The following is a 26,636-nucleotide window of genomic DNA, read 5'->3' on the forward strand; positions in this document are numbered from 1 at the left end:
GCGTGGGGTCTCAGGGTGGATGCTGTCATATCGCGCCCCCGCGCGCCGTCCGCCGGATGGCTCAGCCCACACCAGGGCCGGGGGCCGCCTGAGTACCATAGGGAGGTGACCCGGAGCCGCCCGCCGCTGTCGCTGCTCGTTCCGCTGCTGGCCCTGACGCTGGCCGGGCCGGTGGGCGCCGCGCCGCCCACCAGCCCCGATCAGTGGTACGCGCAGGGCCAGAAGGAGCTGAAAGCCGGGCGCAGCGCCCAGGCCGCGCTGGCCTTCCGGCGGGCGGCGGAGCTGAACCCCAGCGCGGCCAACTGGCGGGCGCTGGGCGACGCGCTGGTGGGCGCGGGCGACCTGGCCGGTGCGAGCGACGCCTACGCCCGCGCGATCCAGGGCTACCGCGACCGGGGCGACACGGTGACCGCCCGCGCCCTGGAGAACAAGACCGCGCCCTACCGGCAGGACGCCGGGCTGTATGTGCTGAACGCCGCCACCGCTGCCCCCGTGCCCGGCTGCGCCCCCAAACCCGCCAGGTTCGAACCGGCCAGCGGGCTGTATCTGGGCATGTACGTGGACGAGACCGCCCTGCGCGGCTCGCAGATCAGCCTGGGGCCAGGGCTGGAGGGCGGCTTCGCGGTGTACTTCCGCTACTTCAAGCTCCAGCCGGGCATCGGCGAGGTGTTCCCCGCCCGCCTGGCCCAGGCGGCGAAACAGGCGGGCGGGGCCCTGCACATCGCCCTGGAGCCGGCCATACCGCTGCGGCAGGTCACGGAGGCCACACTGCTGCCCTTCGCGCGGGCGGCGGCGAACAGCGGGGTGCCGATCTTCCTGCGCTTCGCCGCCGAGTTCAACGACCCGGCCAACGAATGGAGCCGCGACCCGGCCCTCTACCGCGCGAAATTCCGCCTGGTGCACGACGTCATGGCCCGCGAGGCGCCCAACGTGGCGATGGTCTGGATGGCGATGCCCTCGCGGCTGGAGGTGCTGGATTCCTACTACCCCGGCGCCGACGCGGTGGACTGGGTGGGCCTGAGCCTGTACTCGGTGCCCTACCGCAACGGCAACCTGAAGGAGCCGACGCTGAACGAGAGCCCGCTGGACGTGCTCAAGCCTATCTATGACAAGTACGCCTGCACCCACCCCATCCAGGTCTCGGAGTACGGCGCCTCGCACCGCTCCAGCGCCGCGCCGGGGCAGGACTTCACGGGGTTCGCACTCGCCAGGCTGCGCGAGCTGTACTGGGGCGCCGCCCTGAAGTACCCCCGGCTGAAGAACATCAACTGGCTGAACCTGGACATGCTGAGCAGCGCCTTCGTGCAGGACAGGGGCGAGGGCCGCCGCAACGACTACCGCCTGAGCGGGGTGCCCGCCAAACTGGCGGCGTTCCGCGAGCTGCGGGACGTGGGGGCCTTCCGCACGCGCTTCGACCCGGCCTCCCCGGTGCGCGTGCCCCAGCCCTTCCCCACCCGCCTGAAGGTGCAGGAGGACGTGCAGGGCGCGCTGTGGGTCAAGACGCTGGACGCCGGGGTGAAGGTCGCCCTGACACTGGACGGCCGCCCCGTACCCACCGCCGCCGCCCTCCCCTACCGCTTCACGCTGCGGGCCGCAGAGCTGACGCCCGGCCCGCACACGTTGGAGCTGAAGGTCACCAGCGCCCGGGGTCAGGCTGTGCTGAGCCGGAAGCAGGCATTCGAGGTCGGGCGTTAAGAGAGGTCAGCCCAGCCCGGCTATCGAACGGTCGTACGCGATCCAGTCGGGCTCGATATTGGCACCTGAGCGGCGGAGCACCCCCAGGTAGGCCGCGTCCCGCGCGCTACCGGCGGTATTGAGGAAGGCACGGCCACCCTTCTGGACAGCCCGTGCCACCCGCACTTGGAGAGCCGTGCCCAGGCCACGGCGGCGGTGCCCCGGATGGACGATCAGCACGGCGTTCCACGCCTCCAGCCGCGAGCGCTCAGGCAAGGCGAGCCCCACGAGATCTTCGCCCTGCCAGGCCAGCACCGCCGCTTCCCACAGCGCGTCTTCGTCGCTCAGCTCAGCCGAGGCCAGCGGGATGGTGGGCGGAGCACTGACCTTGTCACCGCACGTCAGTTCGTAAAGCCCTTGCAGACGCGCGTCGTGCTGATTGGCCGCCGCTGCCTCCAGGCGGTAACCCTGCGCTGCCAGCCTGGTCTCCAGAGCCGCCCCGTCAACCCCCCGGTGCTGCAGGTGAAAGCCCCCGCCGAAGGTGCGATGCACTTCCCGGAAGCCCAGGGCTTCCACGTCCGGCCAGGTAGGCTGGTAGTCCTCGCGCACGCTGAGCCACAGGTGGGTACGCCCTGCCTGCTCGGCCTCCCCAGCGTGCCAGGTGAGATGCGCCGCTGCCGTACCGTCACCCAGCGCGTCTGGATGCAGGTGCAGTCCAATCCAGGCGTGCGTGGGGTGGAACTCGGGCAGCCAGCACGACGACAGTCCTGTGAGAACTCCCGCCGCCTCGCTGACAGCGTAGCCATGTCGCTCCTGAGCGAAGATGTGGGTCAACTTTTGGGCCGTGATGGAGAAATGGGGCTCACTGGTCGCGTTCTGCAGCAGCGCGGCCACGTGGGCGTCGCGGGGCTCGGCGGGCCGAAGGTCTCTCATGGTCGGATGCTGACAGCGACAGGGAAGCAGCGCGAATCTGCCGGATAGGCACGGTGACCTGCGCCCGGTTGCGGGCCACGTCCCCGGCTCACCCTGATCCTCCAGACGGTGAGCGCGATGTCTGCTCGAACACCCCCACCTGCGTCACCGCGCCGTAGTCCGGATGCTCGTCGCCTATCCCCTCGAACCGCACCCTGTAGCCGTACTGCCCGGCCGCCGCCTGGGCCCAGGCCTGAAATTCAGCGCGTGTCCATTCGAAGCGGTGGTCGACATGGCGCAGGGTCTGCGGCTGCTCGAACACCGCGTTGTACTCGCGGTTGGGCGTGGTGACGACCACGACGTCGGGGCGCGCGTGGCCGAAGAGGTTCTGCGTCATGGCGTCGAGCCGGTGCGGCTCCAGGTGCTCGATGACCTCCACCAGGGCGGCGGCGTCGTAGCCCCGCAGGCGGGAGTCGGGGTAGGCGAGGCTGCCGTGCAGGAGCGTGACCCGTTCACGCAGCTCGGGGCGCTCCTGCAGATGCAGGCGTTCGGCGGCGATCTCCAGGGCGCGGGCGCTGATGTCCAGGCCGACCAGCTCGCGGAACTGTGCTTCGGCCAGCAGGCGGCGCAGCAGTCGGCCCTCGCCGCAGCCCAGGTCGAGGACACGCCTGGCCCCGGAGTCGCGCAGCAGGGCGGCCACACGATCCAGGCGCTCGTCGTGCAGGCGCGGGCGCGGATCGGACGGGGGGGCAGCGGTCTCCTCGTCCAGACTCGGGAAGGCGTCGGTTGCCTGCCGCACCAGCTCGCGGAACCTCAGGAAGCGCCCGGCGATCAGCTCGCGCTCGGGGTGGGCGTCCAGCCAGCCGGCGCCGTGGCGCCGCAGCTTCTCGACCTCCTCCTGCCCGACAAAGTAGTGCTTGCGGCCGTCCATCACGGGCAGCAGCACGTACAGGTGGGCCAGCAGGTCGCGCAGGCGCACCGTGGCCGAGAGCCGCAGGTGAACGTAGGGCCGCTCGCCCCACTCGGGGTACAGGGGGTCGAGGGGAATCGGCGCGGTCTCGACCCGGTAGCCCAGCGGCTCAAAGAGGCGTCGGGGCAGCCCATCGGGGCCACGGGCGGCCACGCAGGGCAGCTCGGCGGTCAGTTCGATGGGCGTGTCGGCCAGCTCCGGGCGGTGGGGGCTGCGGCCGGTCATGGCGGTGCCGAATACCTCGCGCAGGGCCACGGCGAGGAAGCTGCCGGCGGCGTAGGGGCGGTCGTTCACGTAGGGTTCCAGCGGGCGGCCCTCACGGGGCTGTTCGCGGCGGCTCAGGGCCACCGGATCGACCTCCAGCACCAGCGCAGCGACGTTGCGCCCGGCGCTGGCCTCCGGGTAGAACACGGTCGCCGTACCGAAGGGCAGCGCCCGCGTGAACACGCGATCCGGGTGCTTGAACAGCAGATACCCCAGGTCGGTGGCGGGCCACGCGGCCTCCTGCGGCGAGATGGCGGTCAGCGTGAGCAGCATGGTCAGCGCAGGCTAGCGAGAGAACGGGCGGGGCACATCGGCCAGGTGGCCCACCCCCGCCCCTGAAGCTGCCCATGCCCTGCACGGGCGCGGCGAAGGTGACAGAATGCCGGTGTCCGTGAGCTGTCTCTGCGAGCTAGGCCCTGAACGTGAACCTGTGCATTCCTGAATTCCGGGGGTACTGTATGCGCCATGTCATGAACGCCGCCCTGACCGCCAGCCTGTCGCTCGCCCTGATGCTGCCCACGGCCGGCGCGCAGTCCGCCCGCCAGAGCACGCTGGTCATCGGTGGGGATTTCTCCGACCTGATTACCCTGGATCCCGGCGTGTCCTACGAGTTCTCGGGCTCGCTGGTCACCGGCAACCTGTACGACACGCTGGTCGCCTACGAGGGCAACGACCTGACCAGGCTGCGCCCGCGCCTGGCCTCGAGCTGGACGGTCACGCCCACCGCCACCGGCTCGCGCCTGACCTTCAGGCTGCGCGACGCCAAGTTCAGCACGGGACGCCCCGTCACGGCGGCCGACGTCGTGTACTCGGTCAACCGCGTCATCAATCTGAAAACCCCGTCGAGCTTCCTGTATACCGACGTGGCGAACCTGAAGGTGGGCAGCGTGGCCGCCCCGGACGCGAAAACCGTCACCATGGACATCCCCAAGACCGCCAACCCGAACATCGTGCTGGCGCTGCTGACCTTCAACGTGGGGGCCGTCATCGACTCGGCGGAGGCCAAGGCGCACGAGCAGAACGGCGACTACGGCTCGGCGTGGCTCAAGGATCATTCGGCGGGCAGCGGGCCCTTCGTGCTGAACCGCTGGGACAAGAGCGCGCAGGTGGCGCTGGACGTCAACCCGCAGGCCTTCCGGCGCTCGCCCAGCATCCGGCGCGTGATCCTGCGCTACATGCTTGAGGCCAGTGCCCAGCAGGCCGCGCTGAACTCCGGTGAGATCGACGTGGCGATGAACTTTACCCCCGACGCCTTCAAGGCCGTGGCCACCGGCACGAAATTCAAGACCCAGAAGGCCGACTCCTTCCTGCTGGCCTATCTCGGCATGAACAGCGCCAAGGGCATGCCCTTCGAGGACGCCCGTGTGCGCGAGGCCGTGCGCTACGCCATCGACCAGGAGGGCATCATCTCGGGCCTGCTGCAGGGCCTGGGTCGCAAGACGCAGACCATCATCCCCATCGGCCTGGCGGGCTCCGACCCCAAGATCTACTACCCGTACAACCCCGAGCGGGCCCGGGAGCTGCTCAAGGCCGCGGGCAAGGCGGACGGCTTCAGCGTGGATTTCATGGTCAGCACCGGCTCGTGCGCGGGCGGCGTGCCCTGCGCCGACCTGGCGGCCAAGATTCAGGCCGATCTGGCGAAGGTGGGCATCAGGGCGAACATCAAGCAGATGGTGAACAGCGAGCTGCTGACCGCCTACCGTGCCCAGAAGGCCCCGCTGATCCAGGTCTCCTGGGGCCCGGACTACCCCGACGCCGACGGCAACGGCACGCCGCTCTCGGACTTCGGCGCCAAGTCGCTCGCCTGGCGCAACGGCTGGAGCAATCCCGCTGCCAGCAAGCTCGCCCAGGCGGCCGCCATCGAGAGCGACGCCGGCAAGCGCCTGAACCTGTACAAGCAGCTGAACGCCCTGATGGTCAAGGAGGGCCCCTACGCCATCCTGTACCAGCCCAGCCGGCCCATCGTGTTCCAGAGCGGCGTCGTGGGCTTCAACCAGAACGCCAACGGCGACGTGCAGTTCGAAAAGATCAGCAAGAAGTAGGGCGGACGACCCCTCTGCCCCGCGGCGCTACGGCTCAGTCTGCTCCCCTTGAGGGATGGTGCCCCGAGGGGGTGGGGGGGTCACCCGCGGCGTTGTCGAAAAGGAGCCCATTTGCTCGTCTATGTCGTGCGGCGCTTGGCGCTGATGGTCTTTGTGCTGTGGGGTGTGACGCTCGCGGCCTTCGTGATCTCGCACGCCCTGCCGGCCGACCCGGCGGCGGCGGCCCTGGGCAACAATGCCCGCGAGGAACAGCTCCAGGCCTTTCGGGTCAGGAACGGGCTGGATCGGCCGCTGGCAGCGCAGTACGGCCTCTATATGGAGAAGCTGGCGCAGGGCGACATGGGCGCCTCGCTGCGGACGCAGAACGCCATCGTGGCCGACCTGCGGCAATTCTTTCCGGCCACGCTGGAGCTGACACTGGTGGCGGTGGTGTTCGCCCTGCTGATCGGCCTGCCGCTGGGGGTGGTGGCGGCGCTCACGCAGGGCAGACCGCCTGACCTGCTGGCGCGCACCTTCGCGTTGCTGGGCGGGGCCACGCCGGTGTACTGGCTGGCGATCCTGGCGCTGAGCGTGTTCCACGAGCGCCTGGGCTGGCTGCCCGGGCCGGGGCGGCTGGACGCCTACAGCCTCGCGCCGCCGGTGCAGACCGGCCTGGTGACGGTCGACGCGCTGCTGGCCGGCGACCGCGAGGTGTTCGTGGACGCCGTGCGGCACCTGATCCTGCCGGGGCTGGTGCTGGGCATGTATTCGGCCGCGCTGCTGACCCGCATGACCCGCTCGGCGCTGCTGGAGGTGCTGGGGCAGGACTACATCCGCACGGCGCGGGCCAAGGGCCTGACGCGGGCGCGCGTGATCGGACAGCACGCCATGAGAAACGCCTCGCTGCCGATCCTGACCGTGCTGGGCAGCCTGTTCGGCAGCCTGCTGACCGGCGCGGTGCTGACCGAGACGATCTTCTCGTGGCCGGGCATCGGCGGCTACGCCACCACCTCGGCGATCAGCCTGGACTTCCCGGCGGTCATGGGGGTCACGCTGATCGCCGGGCTGGCGTACTCGGTCGTGAACCTGCTGGTGGATCTGCTGTACGCCTTCTTCGACCCCCGGATCAGTTTCTCGTGACGGTGACCGCCCCTCTTCCGGCGGGCACCGGCAACGCCAGCTGGCGGAGATTGCGGCGCAATCCCGGGGCCATGATCGGGCTGACGCTGCTGGGTCTGCTGCTGGTCGCCGCCCTGCTGGGGCCCGGGCTGAGCGGCGACCCGGCCGCGCAGGATCTGGGCGCCCGGCTCCAGGCGCCCTCAGGCGTCCACCTGCTGGGCACCGACCAGCTGGGACGCGACGTGCTCGCGCGCGTGCTGAACGGGGCGCGCATCTCACTGGGACTCGGGGTCAGCGTCATGCTGGCCTCGCTGCTGGTCGGCTCGGCGGTCGGACTGATCGCCGGGCTGCGCGGCGGCTGGTGGGACGAGGCGCTGATGCGCGTGACCGACATCTTCCTGGCCTTCCCCAGCCTGATCCTGGCGATGGCGATCTCGGCGGCGCTGGGGCCCAGCCTGAGCAACGTGATGATCGCGGTGGCGCTGGTGTCGTGGCCCACCTACGCCCGCCTGATCCGCGCCCAGGTGCTGGCCCTGCGGGAGCGCGAGTTCGTCGAGGCGGCCCGCGCGCTGGGCTCCTCGCAGACCCGCGTGGCCCTGCGGCACCTGCTGCCGAACTCGCTGGCGCCGCTGCTGGTGCAGGGCAGTTTCGACGTGGGCAACGCCATCCTGACCGCCGCCGGGCTGGGCTTCATCGGCTTCGGGGCGCAGCCGCCCACCCCGGAGTGGGGCGCGATGGTCAGTGAGACGCGCAACTACATCGGGCAGGCGCCGTGGGCATCAAGTGCGCCCGCCGTGGCGATCCTGGTGACCGTGCTGGCCTTCAACCTGCTCGGAGACGGGCTGCGGGACATGTTCGACCCGCGGGCTGCGCGCTGAGCTGGCGAACCGCGCCGAATTCCGGATCGACGCCGTCAGCGCCCGATCTGCTGGAGAATCACGGGATCCGTGATGGCGGTGTCGTCGGCCAACAAGAAGGCCTTGCTGAGCACCAGCGACAGCACCCGGTCGCCATCGAAGTCGACATCCGGCCCGCTGCCCCGGCCGCCGGGGATGATGCACAGGTACTGGTCGTTCGGTTCCATCAGGATGTTGCCCGAGCCCAGGTGAATCTTGTAGCCGCGCCGCTCACCCCGCACGCGCAGGAAGCGGCCGTCCAGCGAGAGGCGTTCCCGGATCTGCAGGCGCGGGATCAGCCGTGCCAGGTACGCGGCGCGCGTCCTGGCCGTCTCGGTCAGCTCGCCGAAGGAATAGCTCTGCCAGTACTCGCGGAAGCGTCCACCGGGGCCGCCGTCCTGCCAGGTCGGGTCGTTGCCCACCGAGGCCACACCCACGAACAGATCCACGTCGCGCAGCACCTCCGAGAGCACCCGAGGCGGAATCTGCTCCAGCGGCAGCGGGGCCACGGGCTGCTGGGTCTGGTTGACCCACATGGTGTACCCGCCGCCACCGGCGTGGGCGTGGTTTTCCGGCGCACCGAGGGGATAGAAGCGCACCTGGTCAGTGCCCAGGCGCAGGTAGGTGCCCGAGTCGGTGCTGTCGGTGCCGTAGTCCTCGCCCACCCCCTCGATCCAGTATTCGGCGCGCAGGCCGTAGGCGGGCAGGTCGCGCATGGCGGGGGGGTAGGAGTCGTCCACCATCAGGCGCAGCCGGTTGCGCCAGCCGCGCAGGGCCGCCAACGCGTGAAACTGGTGCTGCTTCAGGATGTGCCCGGCAAAGCGGTTCGAGTATGTGTCCGTGCGCCGCTCGGCGTCGGTCAGCACGTACACTTCGCGCCACGCCTGCTTGAACGGCTGGCGGATGTCCAGGCTCTCCAGCCGCGTGCGCCACGCCAGCACCTCCTCCACGTCCCGCCCGATGGGGTGCCAGAGCGCCACCTCGGAGGTCGGCAGGACGGGCACGGATTCATGCTGCGAGTTCCGCAGGTCGCTGTCGGCCCACAGCGCGGGCACGCCGTCAACCAGCCAGAGCAGCCGCCGCGCGACCGTGCCGGCCAGCGGGTGGGCCAGATACCGCTCCAGCCACGCCTCACCTAGCCACACGCGCGGCTGAATCATCAGGCCGTCGAGCCGCTGCGAGAGCGACGCCACCGCCTTCTCGGCTTCCTTCTGCGCGGCCCTGAGGTCAGCCAGTTCTTCGGCGAAGTCCTTTTTGACCGCCGCCGGCACGCTCTTCAGCGCTTTGCCGCCCCGGTTGAAGCTCAGGTGCGCGCCACCCCCGTCCACCTTCAGGCGGGCCTCCACGTCGCCCAGCGCCTGCGCGCGCACGCCCGCCCCGCTCAGGCCCAGCGTGGGCACGCCCAGTTCCAGCAGGTCGTCGGGTGTGACGTGCAGGCGCTCAGCCACCACCTCCAGACCCTTCTGCACCTCTTTCAGCGTGCCCTTGAAAGTCACGGTCGTCGCCAGCCGCGCCAGCGCCGCCAGGGCCGAGCCGGACTCGGTGCGCGACAGGGCATACACGGCCGCATTGGCGATTTTCGGATCACGGGGGCCGACGCTGGGCACCTTCTTCAGCGCCGACTCCACCACGAGGGCCACCGCCCGAGTCAGGGCGTCGTCGGCCGCCAGGGGCACCAGCCACAGCAGCCCCTTGAGGGACAGCGCGTTGAACGGCTCAATGACCAGATTGACGTCTGCACCCTGGAAATTCGACCCCTCAAGCGCGAAGGTGCGCGACCTGGACAGGAGTGGAAGCGCTGCCGTCAGCACCTCACGGAAAGGAGCCAGACCCACCGCCTTCAAATACTTTTCTCCCTCTTTCAGCCATTTCGTGCTCGGTTTCCCCGCCGACGCTGTACGCGCGAAGGCCAGCAGCGCGGGCCAGGGCTGGCGCTGCTCAGGAGACAGGGCATCAAGGCGGGCGAGAAAGGCGTCCGACCACGCCTCACCGGGGTTGAGTTCGGGGGTGAGCACGGCCTTCCAGTCGTTCAGGTGGTCGGCATCGACTCCAGAGAACGCCGAGCGGCGGATGGCCGCCAGCGTCAAGGGGGGCAGGGTGCCCGCCTGCCGGGCGGCCTGGATGAGTGTCTCCAGCGCGGCGCCGGCCACGGATCCCCCGTATCCCCCCAGGGGCAGGTACTGCCTGTCCAGCATGTCCTGGATGATGCGCAGACGCACTTCGGAACTCAGGTCTTCGGGGCTCAGCCTGGACAGCCCCATCAGTCTGAAGTCCCTGAGCGAGTGCGCGGGCACGCTGGGGAACTCGTCTTCCAGCAGTCTCAGGGCCAGTCGTTCGGCCAGAGGGGGCGGGACAGGAGGAGCGCTGGGGCGCTGGCTGCCGTGGGCACGCTGCGCCAGAAAACGCTTGACGAAGAGGTTCAACCAGGCGTCCTCGGCCTCCCGACCGCTGCCCAACAGGCCCCCTTCCAGGTCATTGAGCACGTCCGCCTGTTCCTGCATCCGGCTGACGATTCTGCGCAGGGGTTTCCGGTGGGTCGGATCCTGGGCGTCTATGCAGCTCGCCAGGAGTTCAAGCGTGAGATTCCGTTCGTCCCGGGCCAGGAAGGTCAGCGCCCCCAGGGCCTCGCGCTCCATGGTCTGAAAATTGGTGCTGTGCCTGATCCAGGTCAGGACACGGTGGCGGGCACGCAGTTCAGGACGGACGGCGTGGCCGTCAGCCTCGAAGCCTTCCAGAACCTTTTCCAGCGCCTGCGTGAACATCCAGCGTTCCGCCAGCTCCAGCTCGCCCCGCCAGGACTCCTGCAGCACCGTGTCCAGGGCCTGCTCCCGGGTCTCGTAATCCACCGTGCCCAGCATGTTCATGATGCTGGGCACGGCCTGCTCACGGGCGCTGAGGAGCTGACGGATACGGGTGGCAACGGCTCTCGCCTGCACCTACCCCCCCACCAGCGGCACCAGCTTGATGAACGTCACGTCCAGCGGCTGACCCGACCGCAGCGTCACGGGTTCGTCCAGGGACTCGACCTGCCGCTCGCCCACCAGGATGATGATGCCCCTCCGGACGAACGCCTCCAGGGCGCGGGCGGACTGCTGCTCCCAGTCGATGCGGCGCGGGCGGGGCAGCACGGGGCTGTTCAGCTCCCGTTCCATGCCCTGGGGCACGACCAGCCCCCGGAAGCGTTCCTGGGCGCCGGCGTTGTACGCGGTGACCTCGTCGTACACGCGGCGGCGGATCAGTTCACGCACGGTGATCGTCTCTGTCTCGAATTCCAGCGACACGGCGGCAACGGGCCGGGGGCGGGCGGTGGTCTCGTCAAGGACATTCACGGTATAGGACACGATATGACCTCCTCATTCTGTTCACAGCGTAACACACTCTCGAACGTATGTGTCCCATCTCACCATGTTCTTCACGACAGCGATGCGTCACATCCGCACGTATCTTGATCGTCCGCTCTGGTCAACGGCGAGAATGCCGCATGACCCTGACCCTGAACTACGTCAGCATCCTGGTGTCCGACATGGCGCGGTCGCTGGCCTTCTACCGCGCGCTGGGCCTGCCCATCCCGCCAGCCGCCGACGCCTCGCAGGGGCACGTGGAGATCTCGGTCGGCGGCCTGCGGATCGCCTGGGAGACCGAGGCGCTGATGCAGGAGCTGCACGCCGGCTGGACCCGGCCCGCTGGAGCCGGCCGGATCGGCGTGGCCCTGCAGTCCGACTCGGCGCGCGGGGTGGATGAGGCCGCCGCCCGCCTGCGCGCCGCCGGGCATTCCGTCCCCGAGCCCTACGACGCCCCCTGGGGCCAGCGCTACCTGACCGTGACCGACCCCGACGGCGCCGCTGTGGACGTGTTCGCGTGGCAGTCCGGGCACGGCGCGGCCGACTGATACCCATTGCGGCCCAGTCGCTCAAGTTTGAGCGACTGGGCCCGACCGAAGGGAGAAGCAACCAGGACGCGTGGCGCGATGTGGAGGAACCTCCGGCGCTCTCCCGGAGGTTCCGGAATGGAGCGCCACGCGTAATGAACCACCGTCCGTCTGGGCGTCCGGCCAGGGGCTATGCTGCCCGGATGGCAGGGCAGGCATGAGCGGCCTCGTGTGGCTGGCGCTGGACGGCGTGGGGCACCCGCGAGGCGCGCCGCCGGGCTCCGTGTGGGAACAGCCCCTGCCCACGCTGCGCCCGCTCATCGACGCGGGCCTCGCGCTGGACGCGACCCTGGGGGTACCGGGGCTGCCGCAGTCCGGCACCGGCCAGACCTGCTGGCTGACCGGGCTGGACGCCGTGGCGGCCATGGGCGAGCATTTCGGGCCGCAGCCGGGGCCGACCCTGCAGCGGCTGCTGAGTGCCCACAGTCTGCCCAGGCGTCTGGCCCAGGCGGGAGGGCGCGTGGCGCTGGTCAACGAGTACGCGCCGCAGTACTTCGCGGCCCAGCTCCCTGCGGCCTCTCCGGGTGCCGCGCCCACCCGCAACCGCCTGGGCTGCTTTCCCTTCGCCTTCCGGGGGGCGGGGCTGCCGCTCAATCCGCCGGGACTGCCGCTCGTCCGGGCGTCGCTGGGGCTGGGCTTCCGCCCTCCCTGGACGCCCGTGCAGCCGGTGGCCGAGGTGGCGCGGGTGGGCGCGGCGCTGGCCGGGAGTGCCCGTGACCACGACCTGCTGGTGGCCGATCTGTGGTTCAGCGATCTGCTGGGCCACGAGGGCCGCGACCCCACCCCGCCAGGGGTGCAGGCAGCCGGCCTGAACTGGCTGGCCCGCCTGGACGCCCTGCTGGAAGGACTGCTGGAGGCCGGCGCGCGGGTGGTGATCAGCTCCGACCACGGCAATTTCGAGAATCTGGGCGTGAAGGCGCACACCCTGGCGCGGGTGCCCTTCGCCGGGGTGGGCGTGAACCTGGGCCAGCCCCGGGACATCGTGGAGGGGGGCCGGGTGCTGGCGGGGTGGTTCGGCCTGGGCCCCGTGGCCGACAGCGAATTTTAACCCGAGGCACGTTTGGGGCCCAAAGTTATCCACAGGCTTATCCACAATGCCTGTGGATAAGCTGTGGATAAGTCCAGACCACCACCCCCGGAAAACCCTGGGAATGGCTGTGCAGGACAACGTTTCTCTGAGAATTGGCAGGGCGTTCCATAGGTTCCAAAGTTATCCACAGGCGTCCGTTTCACTGTGGATAACTTGTCACCCTGCCCGGGCTTGCCGCACGAATTCGCGCACCGCTTCGGCGTCCTTCACTCCGGGACTGGACTCCAGCCGGCTCACCCCGTCCACTGCGGCGGGACGCAGGGCGGTGATGGCGGCCGCCACGTTCTGCGGCCCCAGCCCACCGGCCAGCCAGGCGCCCACTGGAAACACCGCCCTCAGCGCGTCCCAGTCGAGGGGCACGCCCCCGCCCGGCTGCGGCGCGTCCAGCATCAGGGTGACGCCGGGATGCGCCCTCCACACGTCTGCTCCGGCCAGCTCGGCCGGGCTCAGCACGCGCAGAACGGGATAATACGCGGCGACCTGCTCCACGTAAAGACTTGACAACTCGCCGTGGAGCTGCACGGCACTCACGCGCGCCGCCTCGGCCGTCCGCAGCACCTCGTCGAGCCCCTGGTTCAGGAACACGCCCACCCGGGCCACCGTGACGCCCACACTGAGGCCCGCCTCGCGCGCCACCTGCGGCGACACCAGCCGCCGGCTGACCGGCGCGAAGATGAAGCCCACGGCGTCGGCCCCGGCCTCGGCGCTCATCACGGCGTCGTGAACCGAGGTGGTGCCGCAGACCTTGACGCGCACGCGCTCACTCACGGGCTTCCAGGGCGGCCAGCCTCGCCTCCAGCTCGCGGTTCCTGCGCAGCAGGGCCAGCAGCAGCAGCGCGTAGTGGTCGTAGAGCTTGGGCCGCTCCATGCGGTGCTCGTTCGCCATCCAGCCGTTCAACAGTTCCTCGGAGCGGGCCAGCACCTCGGCGTCGGGCACGTCGCGCCAGGAGCGCTCTCCCAGGATCTCGCGGGCGAAGTTCAGTTCGCGGTCGGTCATGCCCCCATTCTGAGCCAGACGGCCGATGCGCCGCCGTGAGGGGCGTGACACGCTGGGGGGATGTCCGCCACCGCGCCTTCCGCACCCCCGGCCCCTGTCCCAGCGCCGGCCCCTGGCCCGCCGCCAGCGAGCGTTAGCCGCGAGACCACGCTGCACCTGCTGTTCGTGCGGCGCGGGCGGGCGGCGCTGCACACCTTGAGCACCGACCAGACCACCTATGACGGCGCGAACGTGCTGGAGGCGGCACAGACGGCCGGGCTGCGGGGGCGGCTCCTGCGCCGGCTCCACTTCACATCCTCAGGCGAGGTGGACGGGGTGCGCCGGGCCGAGGTGGTGTGGCAGCTGGACGCGGCCGCCGGGGCCCAGCTCGACTGGCAGCCGCTGGCCGCGCTGGGCGAGCGGGAGCGGGGCTGGGCCGAGGCCGCCTGCACGCCGCCGGCCAACGTGCCGTGGATGCACGCGGGCTGGCACGGCGGCGCGCGGGCTTGGCTGGACGCCGAACTGGCCGCGCAGGGCCTGAGGCGCGCGGGCGAACCCACCGTGCTCAAGCACGGGCAGATCAGTGCGCTGTGGCGCGTGCCCACAGACGCAGGGCCGCTGTACTTCAAGGCCGTGCCGGACTTCTTCGCACGGGAAGTGGAGTTCACGCCACTGCTGGCCCGCGAGCTGCCCGGCGCCGCGCCGCCCGTGCTGGCCGCCGACCGGGAGCGGGGCTTCCTGCTGCTGGGCGATTGCGGCGAGGTCAGCGATACCCCCGATCTGAACGCCCTGATGACCCACCTGGCGCGCGTGCAGCGATCCAGCCGGCCCCACCTGAGCGGCTGGGGGCTGCGGGATCGGGGGCCGGAGTACGTGCTGGGCTGGCTGGACGCGCTGTTCTCAGATGAGGTACTGATGCTGGGCCAGGAGGGAGGACTGAGTGCCGAGGAGGCCGGAGCACTCCGCACCGCGCGCCCGGAGCTGGAGGCCGCCCTTCATCGGCTGGCGGCCAGCCCGCTGCCGCGCACGCTGGGGCACGGCGACCTGCACGGCGGCAACGTGACCGTTCAGGACGGCGCCTTCACCCTGCTCGACTGGTCGGACGTGTGCCTGACCCACCCGTTTCTGGACGCGAATCCCGCGTACTTCTTCCCGCACGAGGTCTTCGACGGGGACTGGAGCCTGCACCACGACGTGCTGGACGCCGCCCGCGACGCCTACCTGCACGCCTGGACGGACTCTGCCCCGCTGGACAGCCTGCGCGCCCTGTTCGCCGACGCGCTGCGGGCCGGCGAGCTGTTCCGGGCGCTGGGCTACGTGGACGGCATCCAGGACGCCGTGGAGGACAAGACCGAGTGGCAGGGCGCCCACCTCGATCACCTGAGGCGACTGCTGACGCTGCCGGCCCCCTGAGCCGGAGGCTCAGCCCCCCGGCACGCCCGCCTCCTCGAACGTCCGCATCTCGCGCAGGGTGGCGGCGGCGCCCAGCAGCAGGGGCGCGGCCAGCACGCCGCCCGTGCCCTCGCCCAGCCGCAGGTTCAGGTGGAACATCGGCTTCAGGCTCAGGTGCGAGAGCTGCGCCGCGTGGCCGACCTCCGCGCACTCGCCCGCCGGGAACAGGAAGTCGCGCAGCTGGGGAGCGAGGGCCACGCCCACCAGGGCCGCGCTCCCCTCCACGAAGCCGTCGAGGATCACCGCGCGCCTCTGGGCGGCCGCCTGCAGCATCATCCCCAGCATGGCGGCGATTTCAAAGCCGCCGAACTCGGCCAGCACCTCCAGCGGGTTCGTGGTCGGCGTGCGGGCCAGCGCCGTGCGGATGACCCCCACCTTGTGGGCCAGCCGGGCGTCGTCCACGCCGGTGCCGCGCCCGGTCACGGCGGCCGGGTCGAGGCCCAGCAGCCGGGCGGTGATCGCGGCGGCGGGGGTGGTGTTGCCGATGCCCATCTCGCCGGGAATCAGGAGATCGGCGCCGTCGGCCACCGCCCGGCGGGCCAGCGCCGCGCCGGCCAGGATCAGGGTCAGCGTTTCCCCTGGGGTCATGGCGGCCTGGGCACTCAGGTCGCGACTTCCCCGGCGCACGGCGGCGCGGATCAGGGCGGGGTGATCCGGCAGCTCGGCGTTCACCCCGGCGTCCATCACGTACACCCGCGCGCCCACGGTGCGGGCCAGGGCGTTCACGGCGGCGCCGCCGGGGCCGGCCGGCGTGTCGGCCAGGAAGTTGGCGACCATCGCGGGCGTGACTTCCGGCGGGTAGGCGCTGACGCCGCCCTGGGCCAGGGCGTTCTGGGCCACGCCATGATCCCCGGCCGCGACCATCACCGCCACCCCGCGCGGATGGGGCCGCTCGCTGCCGAAGACGCCCGCCAGGCGCACCCCCAGGTCTTCGAGGTCGCCCAGCGCCCCGGCCGGCTTGGTGAGCTGGGCCTGACGCTCCCGGGCGCGGGACATGGCGGCCGCGTCGGCGGGCAGGACACTCTGGAGGAGCAGCTGGAGGTCGGCAATGGTTGGGTCAGTTGGGGTTGGTTCGGATGGAGTTGGTTCAGATGGGGTCATGGACGTCCTTTCAGGGAGCAAGGTGACGAAGACGGAGGGGCAGGGCGTGGGGCGTTCCGATCAGGGTCAGACGGCTCCGGCTCAGGTGGGTAGACCCACAAAACGCACCAGCCACCAGTGGCCCCCGGCCCGGCGCAGGGTGGCGACCGTCCCCGGCGGCGCCTCGGCCGCGCGCAGGCCCACGCTCAGGCGCAGCAGGGCCAGCAGGGGGCCGGCGTGGGTGAAGGCGGCCACCTCGCCCCCGGCGGGCAGGGTGTCCAGCCAGCGCCGCAGCCGGGCGTGGAAGGCGCGGCCCGTCTCGCCGCCGGGGGGGCCAGCCGGGCTGTCGGGGTCGCCCAGCGCGTCGATCCAGGCGCGCGGGAGGTCGCCGTGCGCCCCCTCCAGTTCGGCCCAGGTGTGCCACGCCATCACCCCGAAATCCGCTTCCCGCAGGGCGTCCACCACGGTCGCCTGCGGAAAGCCGGCCAGCGCGGCGGTCTGCCGGGCGCGGCAGGCCGGCGAGGTCAGGGCGGTGGCCGTGGGCGGCAGCGTCAACGCCGCGGCCAGGGCTTCCCCCGCGGGCGAGAGCGGGGCGTCCTCGTCCGGGCGGGGATAGCGGCGCTGGGCGTTGGGCGCGCTGGGCGCGTGGCGGATCAGGTGTAAGGTCAGCACGCTCAGCGGCCCCAGGCGAAGGCGCACAGGGCCGCCAGTTCGGCGCACACCACGATCATCCCGAACACGTCGCCGCTCAGGCCCCCGCCCAGCCGGCCGGCGGCGAAGCGGGCCACCAGCAGCGCGGCCCCCAGCGCCGCCAGCCATGCCACCCCGGCGCCGGGCAGCAGCAGGGTCGGGGCGGCGAGCAGCAGCGCCACGCCCCAGCGGCCCTCGCGCGAACGCGCGCCCAGCGACTCGGCGCGGGCGGCGGGGTACAGGTTCATGGGCAGCAGCAGCGCCGTGCGCGCCGCCACGGCCGCCACCAGCGGCGCGTAAGCGGGGATCGGCGCGGCCAGCAGACTCCACAGCGTCAGCAGGGCCAGCGCGCCCACCGCCAGCCCGAAGGCGCCCATGTGCAGGTCGCGCAGGATCTCCAGGCGCTGGGCCGGGGTCTTGACCGCGAACAGGGCGTCGGCGCTGTCGACCAGACCGTCGAAGTGCAGCATCCCGGTGAGCAGCAGCCACCCTCCCACGCCCAGCGCGGCGACCACGCCGCCGGGCAGCGGCAGCCCCAGCCACAGCAGCAGCGACACGCCGCCGCCCACCGCGTAGCCCGCCAGCGGGTAGTAGGCGCTGGCCCGCGCGAAGTCGCCCTCGCGAACCTCGCGGATATGGGGCAGGGGCAGGGTGGTCAGGAAGGTCAGCGCCAGGTGCGCGGCCTGAACCTGGGTGCGGAGCGGGGACTCTCGGGGGCTCACTCGCACATCCTGCCGTCTGCGTCGCCGTCCAGCTTCGGGTTGTAGCCGCCCTCGCCGCGCAGCACCGGGGCGTGGCCGGCGGCGCGGGCCTGGGCACACGAGGCGTAGGGCGCGCGCCGGGCAGGGGCGGGCGGGGCCGCGGGAGCCGCCCCGCCACGGCGGAAGTCGGCAGGATTCACGTAGGTGCCGGCGTGCAGGCCGCGCCTCGCCTTCCGGGCAGCGTTCTCCTGGGCCACGTAGTCGGTGCTGTAGTCACGGTAGGCCAGCGCGTACCCCCGAGCGACCATCCATCCGTTCACGTCCTGCCCTCCCGCCGCGCAGACCGCCACCGTGCGCCCGTAGCGGTCGGTGGCGCGTGGGGTACAGCGAACCGCCTGCTCCGCCAGCAGGCCGCGCAGGGCGCCCAGCGCCTCCTGGCCGCAGGCATATGTTTTCCCGGCGCGGCGGCAGGTCTGGTCATGTTCCGGGGCGTCGATGCCGAAGAGCCGCACGCGCGTGCCCCGGATGTCCAGCGTGTCGCCGTCGATGGCCGTGGCGGGGCCGGAGACGGGGGCGCCGGTGGGGCGGGTCGGCTGGGGGCGGGTCTGCTGGGGGCGGGGCGAAGGGGTGCGGCCGGCGGGTGGCAGTGATCCAGACCCCCGCCACAGCGCCCAGGCGCCCAGCGCCACGGCGCACAGCAGGAGCCCCAGCGCGGCCCACCCCCAGGCCGTCCGGCGGCGCGGACGGGCGCGGGCGCCGTCTGAGCCACGCGCCCTCACGGCGCCGGGCGACGACCCGGAGCGTGGACATGCACCTGCGCGGCCACGCCCAGCGAGAGCGTCAGCGTGCGGCCGGGGAGCTGCGCGGTCAGCGTGCCCAGGGCGCTGTCCACGGTCTGCACCCGGACATCGGCGCCGGGGGTCAGGCCGGCGGCCACCAGGGCGCGCAGCTGCCCGGCGTCGCCGTCGGGCACGCGGGAGACCACGCCGCCGTCGCCGGGCGCGAGCTGCGAGAGCCGGCGTTCGGAGCGCGCGGGCAGTTCGCCCTCCAGGGTGGGGATCGGGTCGCCGTGCGGGTCGTGGGTGGGGTCGCCCAGCCAGGCGGCGATGCGGGCCTCCAGGCGCTCGCTCAGGGCGTGCTCCAGGCGTTCGGCCTCCTCGTGCACCTCGTCGAGCGGCACGCCCAGGGCGCGGTGCAGGAACAGCTCCAGCAGGCGGTGGTGCCTCAACACCTCCAGCGCCACCCGCTCGCCCTCGGCGGTCAGCTGGGCGCCCTGGTACGGCGCGTGCGAGACCAGGCCCTGCTCGGCCAGCTTGCGGAGCATCCCGGTCACCGAGGCCGGAGCCACCTCCAGCGCCGAGGCCAGCGCCTGGGTGTTCACCTTGCCCGTCTGCCCCAGGACATACAGGTGTTTGAGGTAGTCCTCCGCAGAGCGGGAGAGGGCGCGGGCGGTCATAGAGTCAGTGTAGAGCAGAGTCCGCAGGGAGCCGCCGGCCGGGCCGCAGACCGCCTCCAGCGCAGGCCGGGCGCCCCGGCACGCCCCCGTGGAACTTTTGCAGCGCCTCTCCCCTCTAAGGTATGAGGTGACCTTGAATGATCCCTACGCCCTTCTCCCGGACGCCGAACTCGTGCGCCTCGCCGTGCGCGACGAGCGGGCCTTCGAGGTGCTGGTGACCCGCCACGCCCCGGCCATCCACCGGCTCGCAGCGCTCAACGTGGGGCCGGGCGCGGCCGACGACGTGGTGCAGGACGTGTTCATCGCGGTGTACCGGGGCCTCCCGGGCTTCCGGGGCGAGGCGCAGTTCTCCACCTGGCTGCACCGCGTCACCCTGAACGCCTGTTACAGGGCGCTGGGGGCCCGCCAGAACCTCTCTCTGGGCGACATGCCCGAACCCGCCGCACCCCACGATCCGGTGGGGGCCGGCGAGCGGGCCGACCTGCGGAGCCGGCTGGCCCAGGCCCTGCAGACGCTGCCCAGAGACCAGCGCGAGGCCGTGAGCCTGCGTGAACTCTCGGGCCTGGAGTACGCCGAAATCGCCGAGATCACCGGCGCAGGGCTGGGCACCGTGAAAAGCCGCATCAACCGGGGCCGCGCCGCGCTGCGCGAGTGGCTGACCCGGGCGGGGGTGGGGCCGTGAGGATGCAGAGGGCAGAGGGCTGAAGGCAAAAGATGGGGAGAGACGATGAATGAGCGTGAACTGGATGAGCTGTTCGCTGGAGCGCGGACAGAGACGGAAGCGGACAGAGGCGCGGCCGAACGGTTTCTGAGCGGGCACCGGCAGCGGGTGGCCCAGCAACGGTCACAGACCCGCACCGTGCGGGCGGGCTGGATCTCGGCGCTGCTGGCGTCGGCGGCGGTGGTCACGGGCCTGCTGGCGCTGCGCCCGGATGGAGCGCTGCCGTCGAGCGCGGCCTACGACGCGTATCAGAGTGCGCTGGGAGAGGGGTGGTGAGGCGGGCGGCGCCCCTGGCCCTGCTGCTGGCATCTCAGGCGCTGGTGTCTCAGGCCGGGGCCAGCGATCTGGACGACCTGCTGGCGGCGCTGAAGAAGGCCCGCTCCTTCGCGGCGCGGGGGCAGGTCGAGGTCACGGTGTTGTTTCCGCCCCGGGCCGTGCCCACCCGCACTGTGGGAGCGCTGCCGGCCCTGCCCATCCGACCGGGCCTGCTGGGCAAGACCTTCGAGGCCACGCGGGGGGAGGGCGAGCCGGTCGCGGGGCGGCCCACGGTGCGCTACGAGCTGAATGCCAGAGCCGGACAGGCGGCGCGCTGGACACTGTGGATCGATCAGGAGTGGAACGTGCCGCTGGCCTTCGAGGAACGCACGGCGCAGGGCGAGCTGGCCCGCCGCGCGGTGTTCCAGAAGGTGAACGCGAAGCTGTCGAGGGTCAATCTGGGCGTGTCCGCGCCCCCCGCCGGGCTGCGGGCCGCGCTGCTGAGGGCGGTGCCGGGGCTGCGGCTCCCCGCCGGGTTCACGCCGGTCGAGGTCAGGCGCCGGGAGGGCGGCGGGCTGGACGTGACCCTCAGCGACGGGCTGAACGTGCTGGCGCTGGTCACGGCCCCGAAGAGTGTGCGGGCCGCGCCGGGCGTGGCGACGCGGCGGGTGGGCGCAGGCTTCGTGTGGCTGGTCGGGAACCTGCCGCCGGGCGAGCTGAAGCGGGCACTGGAGGGGGTGCGCGGGGTGGACGAAGCGGGCCTGGGAACTTTTGTGCCCGTGGCGGACTCCAAGGAATAAGTTCCACCGTCCAGAGGAGACTGCATGAGCCTGAAGCCCCACACCCAGAAACTGTCGGCCGAGGACGCCGCGCACTTCCTGCGCCGCACCGCCTTCGGCGCGACCGATGCCCAGATCCGCGCCCTGAGCGGCCGGGGGGCTGCCGACGTGGCCCGTCAGGCGCTGAACTTCGACCAGCGCCTGGCCGCCGACAGTCCCTTCGATCCCTCCACCGGCGCCACCCCCGGCGCGATGCTGCAGCTCACGCGGGCGGGCTGGCTGTACGAGCTGATGTACGGCCCGCATCCGCTGCGCGAGAAGCTGGCGCTGACCTGGAGCAATCATTTCGTGGTGGGCACCGACAAGGTGCGGAACCACTCGGCGCTCTCGGGCTACCTGGCGCTGCTGCGGCGGCAGGCGGCCACCGAGAGCTTCGGGCGCTTCACGCTGGAGGTCGCGCAGTCGCCGGCCATGCTGCGCTACCTCGACAACGACCAGAACCGCAAGGGCAAACCCAACGAGAACTTCAGCCGCGAGCTGCTGGAGCTGTTCACCACCGGCATCGGCCACTACACCGAAGACGACGTGCGCGAGGGCGCGCGGGCGCTGAGCGGCTGGACGTTCACCGGCGGGCGCGGCAACAAGAACTTCCTGGAGAAGCAGACCTTCGTGTTTAACCCCAAGCAGCACGACACGGGCCGCAAGACCTACCTGGGCCAGACGGGCACGTTCAGCGGCGAGGACGTGATCCGGCTGGCGAGCACCCACCCGCAGACGGCCGTGTTCATCTCGCGCAAGCTGCACCGCGCCTTCGTGGCCGACACGCCCGACGAGAACGCCGTGCAGGGCAGCGCCGAGACCTTCCGGCGTAGCGGGGGCAACGTGCGCGCCGTGCTGGAGGAACTGCTGAGCAGCGAGGTCTTCTACGCCAGCCGGGCGCGGATCATCCGCTCGCCGGTCGAGTACGTGGTGGGCACGGTGCGCACGCTGGGCGGCCCGCGGCTGGAGCCCAAGCAGGTGCTGGCCCTGAGCGCCACCGCCGGGCGCATGGGCCAGGAACTCTTGAAACCCGACACCGTGAAGGGCTGGGACGGCGGCCGCGAGTGGATCAACGATTCCACCCTGCTGCTGCGCCTGCAGGTTGCCGCCGCCTTCACGCTGGGCAAGAACGCCCCCAGGGACACCCCCGCACCCTCCGATCTGGCGCTGGTGGGCCGCGAACGCTCGCCGCTGGCGGGCGCCCTGAGCAGCCTCAACCCCCGCCAGCGCACCTACCTGACCCTGATCAGCCCCGAATTCCAGCTGGCGTGAAGGCTATGAGCTCTGAGCTGTGAACCAGCACGACCCAACGACTGTTGCCCGCTCTGAGCTCGGGCTGCAATTCGAACAGCCCCCCCGCTGCCTCTCGCTCAGAGCTCATAGCCCAGAGCTCACCCCTTCCTCCGAGGTTCCCCATGACCAACAGACGCGATTTCCTGAAACTCTCCGCCGTCGCCGTGGCGGCAACCACCGGGATGCCGGGCTTTCTGGCGCGGGCCGCCGCTCAGGCCGGGGCCGGCGGCAAGACCCTGGTGGTGATCCAGCTCACGGGCGGCAACGACGGGCTGAACACCCTGATTCCGTATTCCAATCCGGCCTACTATGCGGCGCGGCCCACCATCGCCATTCCCAAAAAGGACGTGCTCACGCTGGGCGGCGACCTGGGCCTGCATCCCTCGTTCAAGCCGCTGATGGGCCTGTGGGACGCCGGGCACTTCGCCTGGATGGAAAACGTGGGCTACCCCAACCCGAACCGCAGCCACTTCGCCTCGATGGCGATCTGGCACACCGCCGACCCCGCGCAGGCGCAGGCCGAGGGCTGGATCGGGAGGATCGCCGAGAAGATCGGGGATCCCTTCTGCGCCAGCAACATCGGCGCCTCGACCCCGCTGGCGCTGCGGGCCTCGGAGTTCAGCCTGCCCAGCATCGACGGGGTGGACAACTTCCAGCTCAAGCTGCCCGAGGGGCTGAGCACGGCGTTTCAGGATGTCCTGGGCACCCCCCGCAGCGGCGAGGCCGACTATCTGGTGCGCGCCACCCGGCAGATGATGAGCAACACGGCGCGCGTGCAGGCCAACGTGAAGAAGTACAAGGCCGGCGCCACGTATCCCGAGACCAAGTTCGCCGGGCAGCTGCGCGACACCGCCCGCCTGATCGCCGCCGGGGTGGGCCAGCGGGTGCTGTACGTGTCGCTGGGCGGCTTCGACACCCACGCCGGCCAGCGCGCCGAGCAGGACGAGCTGCTCGCAGACCTGGCGGGCGGCCTGAGCGCCTTCCAGACCGATCTGGAGCGGCAGGGCCTGGCCGACCAGGTCATCGTGATGGGCTTCTCCGAGTTCGGGCGGCGGGTCGCCGAGAACGACTCGGCCGGCACCGACCACGGCAAGGGCAGCGTGATGTTCGCGCTGGGCAAGGGCGTGAAGGGCGGTGTGCATGGAGACAGCCCCGATCTGGAAGACCTGGCCGAAGGCGACATCAAGTACCGCCAGGATTTCCGGGGGGTCTACGCCGAGGCGCTGACCAAATGGCTGTCGCTGGACGCCAGGGCCATCCTGGGCGGCGACTTCAGGGGGCCGGCGTGGGTGGCTTAAACACCGTCAGACTGCTGCCGGGCGTGCTGGTCGCGCTGGTGGCCCTGTCGGTTCCCGCCGCCCTGGCCATGCCGCGCTTCCGCATTCAGGCCATCCCGCAGCTGCATTACGACACAGGAAACGCGCTGTGGGAACTCGACCGCCGGGTCATGGCCTGCACCTTCTGTCACGTGAAGGACTCGGGCGGGGCGCCCTGGAATCCGTTCGGACAGGCCATCCAGGCGGCGTTCCAGGCCGACGCGAAGGCGGGGGGGAAGGCGAAGTTCCCCGAAGTCCTGTACGCGACCCTGAAGGCTGGAGGGGACGCCGACGGGGACGGCTACCTGGACGCGCTGGAGGTCTACGCCCGCACCCTGCCCGGCGACCGGGAGAGCGTGCCGGACAGGCCCCTGAAGGAGCTGCAGGCCGCCTTCGAGGGCGCAGGTGGGATAGCTCAGTACGCGCCGCCGGAGGTCAAGGCCCGGCGCTGACAGACGGGACATCCTGTTCTCCGCGTGGCTGGAGAACTGCTCCAGGCTCCATCCACAGCCGATCCCCGGGCTCATACGCGTTGCGCTTCATTCCGGAACCTCCGGGAGAGCGCCGGAGGTTCCTCCACATCGCGCCACGCGTCCTGGTTGCTTCTCCCTTCGGTCGGGCCCAATCGCTCAAGTTTGAGCGACTGGGCCGCAATGGGTATCAGAGGTTCAGCAGCGTGTCCTTGTTCATGCGGTCGCGGCCATCGCGCTTGGCGCGGTACAGGCGCCGGTCCGCGAGGCGCAGCAGGCTGTCCACGTCCGGGGCCTCGCTGGCGTGGGCCATGCCGATACTCAGGGTCACCGGGGGCAGGCCGCTGTGGATGGTGCGCAGGGCGGCCAGGATACGGTGACAGCGCTGCTCCAGTGCCGATCTCTCGCTGGTGGACACCAGGATCAGGAACTCCTCGCCGCCCCAGCGCGCCACCTGATCCCCCGGCGCGGCGCAGCCCTCCAGCACCCCGGCCACGTGTTGCAGCACACGGTCACCGATGTCGTGCCCATAACTGTCGTTGATGGTCTTGAAGTGATCCAGATCCAGCAGCAGGACGCCCAGCCCTGTTTCGCCCCCTCCTGTCTTGCCCGGTCTCGTCTCGCGCCGCCCCGGAGCCCGCCAGCCCTTCCCGCCCCCGTCTGGGGCCGGCCGGGACGCCGACGCCTGCCGGGTGTAGTGGGCCTGCAGCGTTTCGTACAGGGCGCGGCGGTTGAGCAGGCCGGTCAGCGGATCGGTCAGGGCCAGATCGGCGTAGTGGGCGCGGGCCGAGGCTTCCTGGCGGATCTGCCGCCCCGCGAAGGTCATCTGCCCGACCAGAAAGGCCAGGAACACGAAATACAGCACAGGGATGGGTTCCGGCGGCTGGCGCAACAGGCCGATCAGGAGGATGCCCGCACACAGCAGAGCGGCGCGGATCACGGCCGCCCTGAACGCCCGCACACCGAACCACACCACGAGGAAGATGCTGAACATCAGCATGGTCTGGGCGCTGAACGGCCCGGCGTTGTGGAAGACGCTCCAGAGCATGAACAGCGCCCCGAAGTCCGAGGCCAGGCCCAGCAGCCCGTCGAGGCGCTGCAGGGTGATCCGGCGGTCAAGCACGGTCAGGATGAGCAGGCTACAGACCGCCATCCCGACCAGCGGCCGCCAGTCCCCGGCCGCCCACCCGTCGATGCTCAGCACGCCGTAGGCGACGGCGGCGCCCAGACAGCCGAACAGATAGCCCCTGCGGCGTGTGAGATCCAGGTGCTGCTCGGGCGGAACGGCCACCGGCATACCCCATGCTAGAGCCGGAAGTCCTGCACATTTCTTTCAGAAGGCCCGCTTTGAGAGCATTTATCCGAATGACAGCCTCAGCCAAACTGCGTCTGATGCTTCCATTCTCTGCTTCGCAGCTTTGCAAGCCCCAAAGACTCCATTCAATCCACTCACTCCGTTCGGTCAAAAGTGAACCGCTCTTTCGACAAATGCTTCAGGAACGTCGAGGGCCTCTCGGCGTGCCCCCCGGTCAGCGCCGGGGCAGGGTCAGGCGCTGTTCCCAGGTGATCCACAGGCGTTCGGGAACGTACCCCAGGCGAGCGTTCACGCGCAGCATGGGCAGGTTCAGCACCGTGCCGCCCGTGCCCGCGTGCGTGAAGCCCTCGGCCTTCGCCCAGGCCAGCGCGTGGGCTTTCAGGGCGGTGGCGAGCCCGCGTGAGCGGTGTCCCCGCTCGGTGACGGTGCCCTCGCTCTCGACCTCATCGCCATCCGGAGTCAGGCGGGTCAGGGCCACGATCTGCCCACGCCAGCGGGTGACGAACGCCGCCTCCTCCTGGCAGATGATGGAACGCAGGTCTTCGCGGGTTCGGGGGTCGGAGGTGGTGGTGGGATTGCGCGGCGCGTCGGCCACGCCCTGCAAGAAGAGCGCGTACACAGCGTCCCAGTCGGCAGCTGGCGCCTCCGGATCGAGCCGCGACATCTCGTAGCCGGCCAGAAAGAGCCGTTCCTCCCGGGGCTGGAAGCGGGCCGGGTCGAAGCCCGGCAGGTCGAGGTGGGCGCCCCACGACTGCCAGGCGTTGCGGAAGCCGGCCGCGTGGAAGAAGTCCATCTGCTCGCCGAAATCCTCGCGGGTCACGCCCAGCAGGCGCGCGAAGCGCTCCGGCAGGGCGGCGAGGAAGGCCAGGTACAGCGGCGTGAACGCCTCGCCGTCACCCGCCAGATCGAGGCGCAGGGCGTCCGGAGTGGCGTCCCCGAAGGGCGACAGCTGAGCGGTCGCCACGACCTCGGGGCCACGGACGGCCACCAGCCGGCGCCGCAGTGGATCGGCGGACACCCTGAACTGCTCGGGGCGGTAAGTCCAGTGCCCGCGCACCCCCTGCGTGACCAGCCTGGCCACGGCGTCGGCGTCGGCATTCTGGAAGGGGCGTAGCGTGAAGGGCGTGTCCTCGAGGGTCGGCAGGGAATCAGGCATGGCCCTATGGTGACCCAGCGGGCAGACCCAGGCGAACCGGGGCTTTAAGCCAGATGGCTGATC

General features: G+C 71.1%; 26 protein-coding genes. 13 read left to right on the forward strand and 13 right to left on the reverse strand.

The window, feature by feature from the left end:
* Nucleotides 1–105: 105 nt before the first annotated feature.
* Nucleotides 106–1,695 carry a hypothetical protein gene (locus tag CVO96_RS07745; protein ID WP_243398211.1) on the forward strand — a complete coding sequence of 530 codons (1,590 nt, stop codon included), beginning with the start codon at nt 106–108 and terminating at the stop codon, nt 1,693–1,695.
* Nucleotides 1,696–1,701: 6 nt separating this feature from the next.
* On the opposite strand, the gene CVO96_RS07750 is transcribed toward CVO96_RS07745, so the two are convergent.
* Both CVO96_RS07750 and CVO96_RS07755 read right to left on the reverse strand, forming a co-directional pair.
* Nucleotides 1,702–2,607: a GNAT family N-acetyltransferase gene (locus tag CVO96_RS07750; protein ID WP_103311738.1), complete on the reverse strand. Its 906-nt coding sequence runs from the start codon at nt 2,605–2,607 to the stop codon at nt 1,702–1,704.
* A gap of 88 nt (nt 2,608–2,695) precedes the next feature.
* Entirely contained in the window at nt 2,696–4,093 is a 1,398-nt protein-coding gene (locus CVO96_RS07755; protein WP_103311739.1) for a 3' terminal RNA ribose 2'-O-methyltransferase Hen1, read from the reverse strand.
* A gap of 197 nt (nt 4,094–4,290) precedes the next feature.
* Between CVO96_RS07755 and CVO96_RS07760 the strand changes: the two genes are divergently transcribed.
* The 3 genes from CVO96_RS07760 (at nt 4,291) to nikC (ending at nt 7,838) form a co-directional block, all read left to right on the forward strand.
* A complete protein-coding gene (locus CVO96_RS07760; protein WP_243398212.1) occupies nt 4,291–5,862 on the forward strand; it encodes an ABC transporter substrate-binding protein in 1,572 nt (523 codons plus the stop codon).
* Nucleotides 5,863–5,973: 111 nt separating this feature from the next.
* A complete protein-coding gene (locus tag CVO96_RS07765) occupies nt 5,974–6,981 on the forward strand; it encodes an ABC transporter permease (protein WP_103311741.1) in 1,008 nt (335 codons plus the stop codon).
* Between the two features lie 2 nt (nt 6,982–6,983).
* Entirely contained in the window at nt 6,984–7,838 is an 855-nt protein-coding gene (nikC, locus tag CVO96_RS07770; protein ID WP_243398213.1) for a nickel transporter permease, read from the forward strand.
* Nucleotides 7,839–7,873: 35 nt separating this feature from the next.
* Here nikC and CVO96_RS07775 read toward each other — a convergent pair whose 3' ends face one another.
* Together CVO96_RS07775 and CVO96_RS07780 are read right to left on the reverse strand one after the other, a co-directional pair.
* Entirely contained in the window at nt 7,874–10,792 is a 2,919-nt protein-coding gene (locus CVO96_RS07775; RefSeq protein WP_103311742.1) for a DUF4132 domain-containing protein, read from the reverse strand.
* Entirely contained in the window at nt 10,793–11,197 is a 405-nt protein-coding gene (locus CVO96_RS07780; protein WP_103311743.1) for a hypothetical protein, read from the reverse strand.
* Nucleotides 11,198–11,337: 140 nt separating this feature from the next.
* On the opposite strand from CVO96_RS07780, the gene CVO96_RS07785 reads away from it, so the two are divergent.
* Together CVO96_RS07785 and CVO96_RS07790 are read left to right on the forward strand one after the other, a co-directional pair.
* The gene (locus CVO96_RS07785) at nt 11,338–11,745 is read left to right on the forward strand and encodes a VOC family protein (RefSeq protein WP_103311744.1); all 408 of its coding nucleotides are present in this window, start codon (nt 11,338–11,340) and stop codon (nt 11,743–11,745) included.
* 196 nt (nt 11,746–11,941) lie between these two features.
* The gene (locus CVO96_RS07790; protein WP_103311745.1) at nt 11,942–12,832 is read left to right on the forward strand and encodes a metalloenzyme domain protein; all 891 of its coding nucleotides are present in this window, start codon (nt 11,942–11,944) and stop codon (nt 12,830–12,832) included.
* 198 nt (nt 12,833–13,030) lie between these two features.
* On the opposite strand, the gene CVO96_RS07795 is transcribed toward CVO96_RS07790, so the two are convergent.
* Together CVO96_RS07795 and CVO96_RS07800 are read right to left on the reverse strand one after the other, a co-directional pair.
* Nucleotides 13,031–13,585, reverse strand: a complete 555-nt coding sequence (locus CVO96_RS07795) for a phosphoribosylanthranilate isomerase (protein ID WP_243398449.1) — start codon at nt 13,583–13,585, stop codon at nt 13,031–13,033.
* Between the two features lie 49 nt (nt 13,586–13,634).
* Nucleotides 13,635–13,871: a hypothetical protein gene (locus tag CVO96_RS07800; RefSeq protein ID WP_103311747.1), complete on the reverse strand. Its 237-nt coding sequence runs from the start codon at nt 13,869–13,871 to the stop codon at nt 13,635–13,637.
* Between the two features lie 60 nt (nt 13,872–13,931).
* On the opposite strand from CVO96_RS07800, the gene CVO96_RS07805 reads away from it, so the two are divergent.
* Nucleotides 13,932–15,263, forward strand: a complete 1,332-nt coding sequence (locus CVO96_RS07805; RefSeq protein ID WP_133161765.1) for an aminoglycoside phosphotransferase family protein — start codon at nt 13,932–13,934, stop codon at nt 15,261–15,263.
* A gap of 9 nt (nt 15,264–15,272) precedes the next feature.
* Here CVO96_RS07805 and cobT read toward each other — a convergent pair whose 3' ends face one another.
* From cobT to CVO96_RS07830, 5 genes are all read right to left on the reverse strand, one after another.
* Nucleotides 15,273–16,403 (reverse strand): nicotinate-nucleotide--dimethylbenzimidazole phosphoribosyltransferase, encoded by a 1,131-nt coding sequence (gene cobT / locus CVO96_RS07810; protein ID WP_103311749.1) that lies wholly within the window; start codon nt 16,401–16,403, stop codon nt 15,273–15,275.
* An 81-nt stretch (nt 16,404–16,484) separates the two neighbouring features.
* Nucleotides 16,485–17,081, reverse strand: a complete 597-nt coding sequence (locus CVO96_RS07815; protein WP_243398214.1) for a histidine phosphatase family protein — start codon at nt 17,079–17,081, stop codon at nt 16,485–16,487.
* Entirely contained in the window at nt 17,057–17,794 is a 738-nt protein-coding gene (locus CVO96_RS07820) for an adenosylcobinamide-GDP ribazoletransferase (protein WP_243398215.1), read from the reverse strand. The genes CVO96_RS07815 and CVO96_RS07820 overlap by 25 nt, the downstream gene beginning before the upstream one ends.
* Complete coding sequence (locus tag CVO96_RS21405) at nt 17,791–18,552, reverse strand: thermonuclease family protein (protein WP_103311750.1); 762 nt, start codon at nt 18,550–18,552, stop codon at nt 17,791–17,793. The genes CVO96_RS07820 and CVO96_RS21405 overlap by 4 nt, the downstream gene beginning before the upstream one ends.
* Nucleotides 18,549–19,229 carry a metal-dependent transcriptional regulator gene (locus tag CVO96_RS07830; RefSeq protein ID WP_103311751.1) on the reverse strand — a complete coding sequence of 227 codons (681 nt, stop codon included), beginning with the start codon at nt 19,227–19,229 and terminating at the stop codon, nt 18,549–18,551. The genes CVO96_RS21405 and CVO96_RS07830 overlap by 4 nt, the downstream gene beginning before the upstream one ends.
* Before the next feature lie 127 nt (nt 19,230–19,356).
* On the opposite strand from CVO96_RS07830, the gene CVO96_RS07835 reads away from it, so the two are divergent.
* The 6 genes from CVO96_RS07835 (at nt 19,357) to CVO96_RS07860 (ending at nt 24,084) form a co-directional block, all read left to right on the forward strand.
* Entirely contained in the window at nt 19,357–19,911 is a 555-nt protein-coding gene (locus CVO96_RS07835) for an RNA polymerase sigma factor (protein WP_341476168.1), read from the forward strand.
* Between the two features lie 45 nt (nt 19,912–19,956).
* A complete protein-coding gene (locus tag CVO96_RS07840) occupies nt 19,957–20,226 on the forward strand; it encodes a hypothetical protein (RefSeq protein ID WP_103311752.1) in 270 nt (89 codons plus the stop codon).
* Nucleotides 20,223–21,005 (forward strand): transcriptional regulator, encoded by a 783-nt coding sequence (locus tag CVO96_RS07845; RefSeq protein WP_243398217.1) that lies wholly within the window; start codon nt 20,223–20,225, stop codon nt 21,003–21,005. Before CVO96_RS07840 ends, CVO96_RS07845 begins: the two co-directional genes overlap by 4 nt.
* 24 nt (nt 21,006–21,029) lie before the next feature.
* Complete coding sequence (locus CVO96_RS07850; protein ID WP_103311754.1) at nt 21,030–22,295, forward strand: DUF1800 domain-containing protein; 1,266 nt, start codon at nt 21,030–21,032, stop codon at nt 22,293–22,295.
* Nucleotides 22,296–22,438: 143 nt separating this feature from the next.
* Nucleotides 22,439–23,614: a DUF1501 domain-containing protein gene (locus CVO96_RS07855; RefSeq protein ID WP_103311755.1), complete on the forward strand. Its 1,176-nt coding sequence runs from the start codon at nt 22,439–22,441 to the stop codon at nt 23,612–23,614.
* Entirely contained in the window at nt 23,602–24,084 is a 483-nt protein-coding gene (locus CVO96_RS07860) for a hypothetical protein (RefSeq protein WP_243398218.1), read from the forward strand. The genes CVO96_RS07855 and CVO96_RS07860 overlap by 13 nt, the downstream gene beginning before the upstream one ends.
* A 208-nt stretch (nt 24,085–24,292) precedes the next feature.
* Here the strand turns inward: CVO96_RS07860 and CVO96_RS07865 are convergent, their stop codons facing one another.
* Nucleotides 24,293–25,399: a GGDEF domain-containing protein gene (locus CVO96_RS07865; protein WP_103311756.1), complete on the reverse strand. Its 1,107-nt coding sequence runs from the start codon at nt 25,397–25,399 to the stop codon at nt 24,293–24,295.
* 232 nt (nt 25,400–25,631) lie between these two features.
* Entirely contained in the window at nt 25,632–26,573 is a 942-nt protein-coding gene (locus CVO96_RS07870; RefSeq protein WP_103311757.1) for a GNAT family N-acetyltransferase, read from the reverse strand.
* Between the last annotated feature and the right edge of the window lie 63 nt (nt 26,574–26,636).

This window comes from Deinococcus koreensis, assembly GCF_002901445.1.
GTDB lineage: Bacteria > Deinococcota > Deinococci > Deinococcales > Deinococcaceae > Deinococcus > Deinococcus koreensis.

Excerpts from the sequence above, each read along its gene's own strand:
- CVO96_RS07750 (WP_103311738.1), bottom strand. The coding sequence starts at position 2,607 with ATGAGAGACCTTCGGCCCGCCGAGCCCCGCGACGCCCACGTGGCCGCG.
- CVO96_RS07755 (WP_103311739.1), bottom strand. The coding sequence starts at position 4,093 with ATGCTGCTCACGCTGACCGCCATCTCGCCGCAGGAGGCCGCGTGGCCC.
- CVO96_RS07760 (WP_243398212.1), top strand. The coding sequence starts at position 4,291 with ATGAACGCCGCCCTGACCGCCAGCCTGTCGCTCGCCCTGATGCTGCCC.
- CVO96_RS07785 (WP_103311744.1), top strand. The coding sequence starts at position 11,338 with ATGACCCTGACCCTGAACTACGTCAGCATCCTGGTGTCCGACATGGCG.
- CVO96_RS07790 (WP_103311745.1), top strand. The coding sequence starts at position 11,942 with ATGAGCGGCCTCGTGTGGCTGGCGCTGGACGGCGTGGGGCACCCGCGA.
- CVO96_RS07795 (WP_243398449.1), bottom strand. The coding sequence starts at position 13,585 with ATGAGCGCCGAGGCCGGGGCCGACGCCGTGGGCTTCATCTTCGCGCCG.
- CVO96_RS07800 (WP_103311747.1), bottom strand. The coding sequence starts at position 13,871 with ATGACCGACCGCGAACTGAACTTCGCCCGCGAGATCCTGGGAGAGCGC.
- CVO96_RS07805 (WP_133161765.1), top strand. The coding sequence starts at position 13,932 with ATGTCCGCCACCGCGCCTTCCGCACCCCCGGCCCCTGTCCCAGCGCCG.
- cobT (WP_103311749.1), bottom strand. The coding sequence starts at position 16,403 with ATGACCCCATCTGAACCAACTCCATCCGAACCAACCCCAACTGACCCA.
- CVO96_RS07830 (WP_103311751.1), bottom strand. The coding sequence starts at position 19,229 with ATGACCGCCCGCGCCCTCTCCCGCTCTGCGGAGGACTACCTCAAACAC.
- CVO96_RS07840 (WP_103311752.1), top strand. The coding sequence starts at position 19,957 with ATGAATGAGCGTGAACTGGATGAGCTGTTCGCTGGAGCGCGGACAGAG.
- CVO96_RS07850 (WP_103311754.1), top strand. The coding sequence starts at position 21,030 with ATGAGCCTGAAGCCCCACACCCAGAAACTGTCGGCCGAGGACGCCGCG.
- CVO96_RS07855 (WP_103311755.1), top strand. The coding sequence starts at position 22,439 with ATGACCAACAGACGCGATTTCCTGAAACTCTCCGCCGTCGCCGTGGCG.
- CVO96_RS07865 (WP_103311756.1), bottom strand. The coding sequence starts at position 25,399 with ATGCCGGTGGCCGTTCCGCCCGAGCAGCACCTGGATCTCACACGCCGC.
- CVO96_RS07870 (WP_103311757.1), bottom strand. The coding sequence starts at position 26,573 with ATGCCTGATTCCCTGCCGACCCTCGAGGACACGCCCTTCACGCTACGC.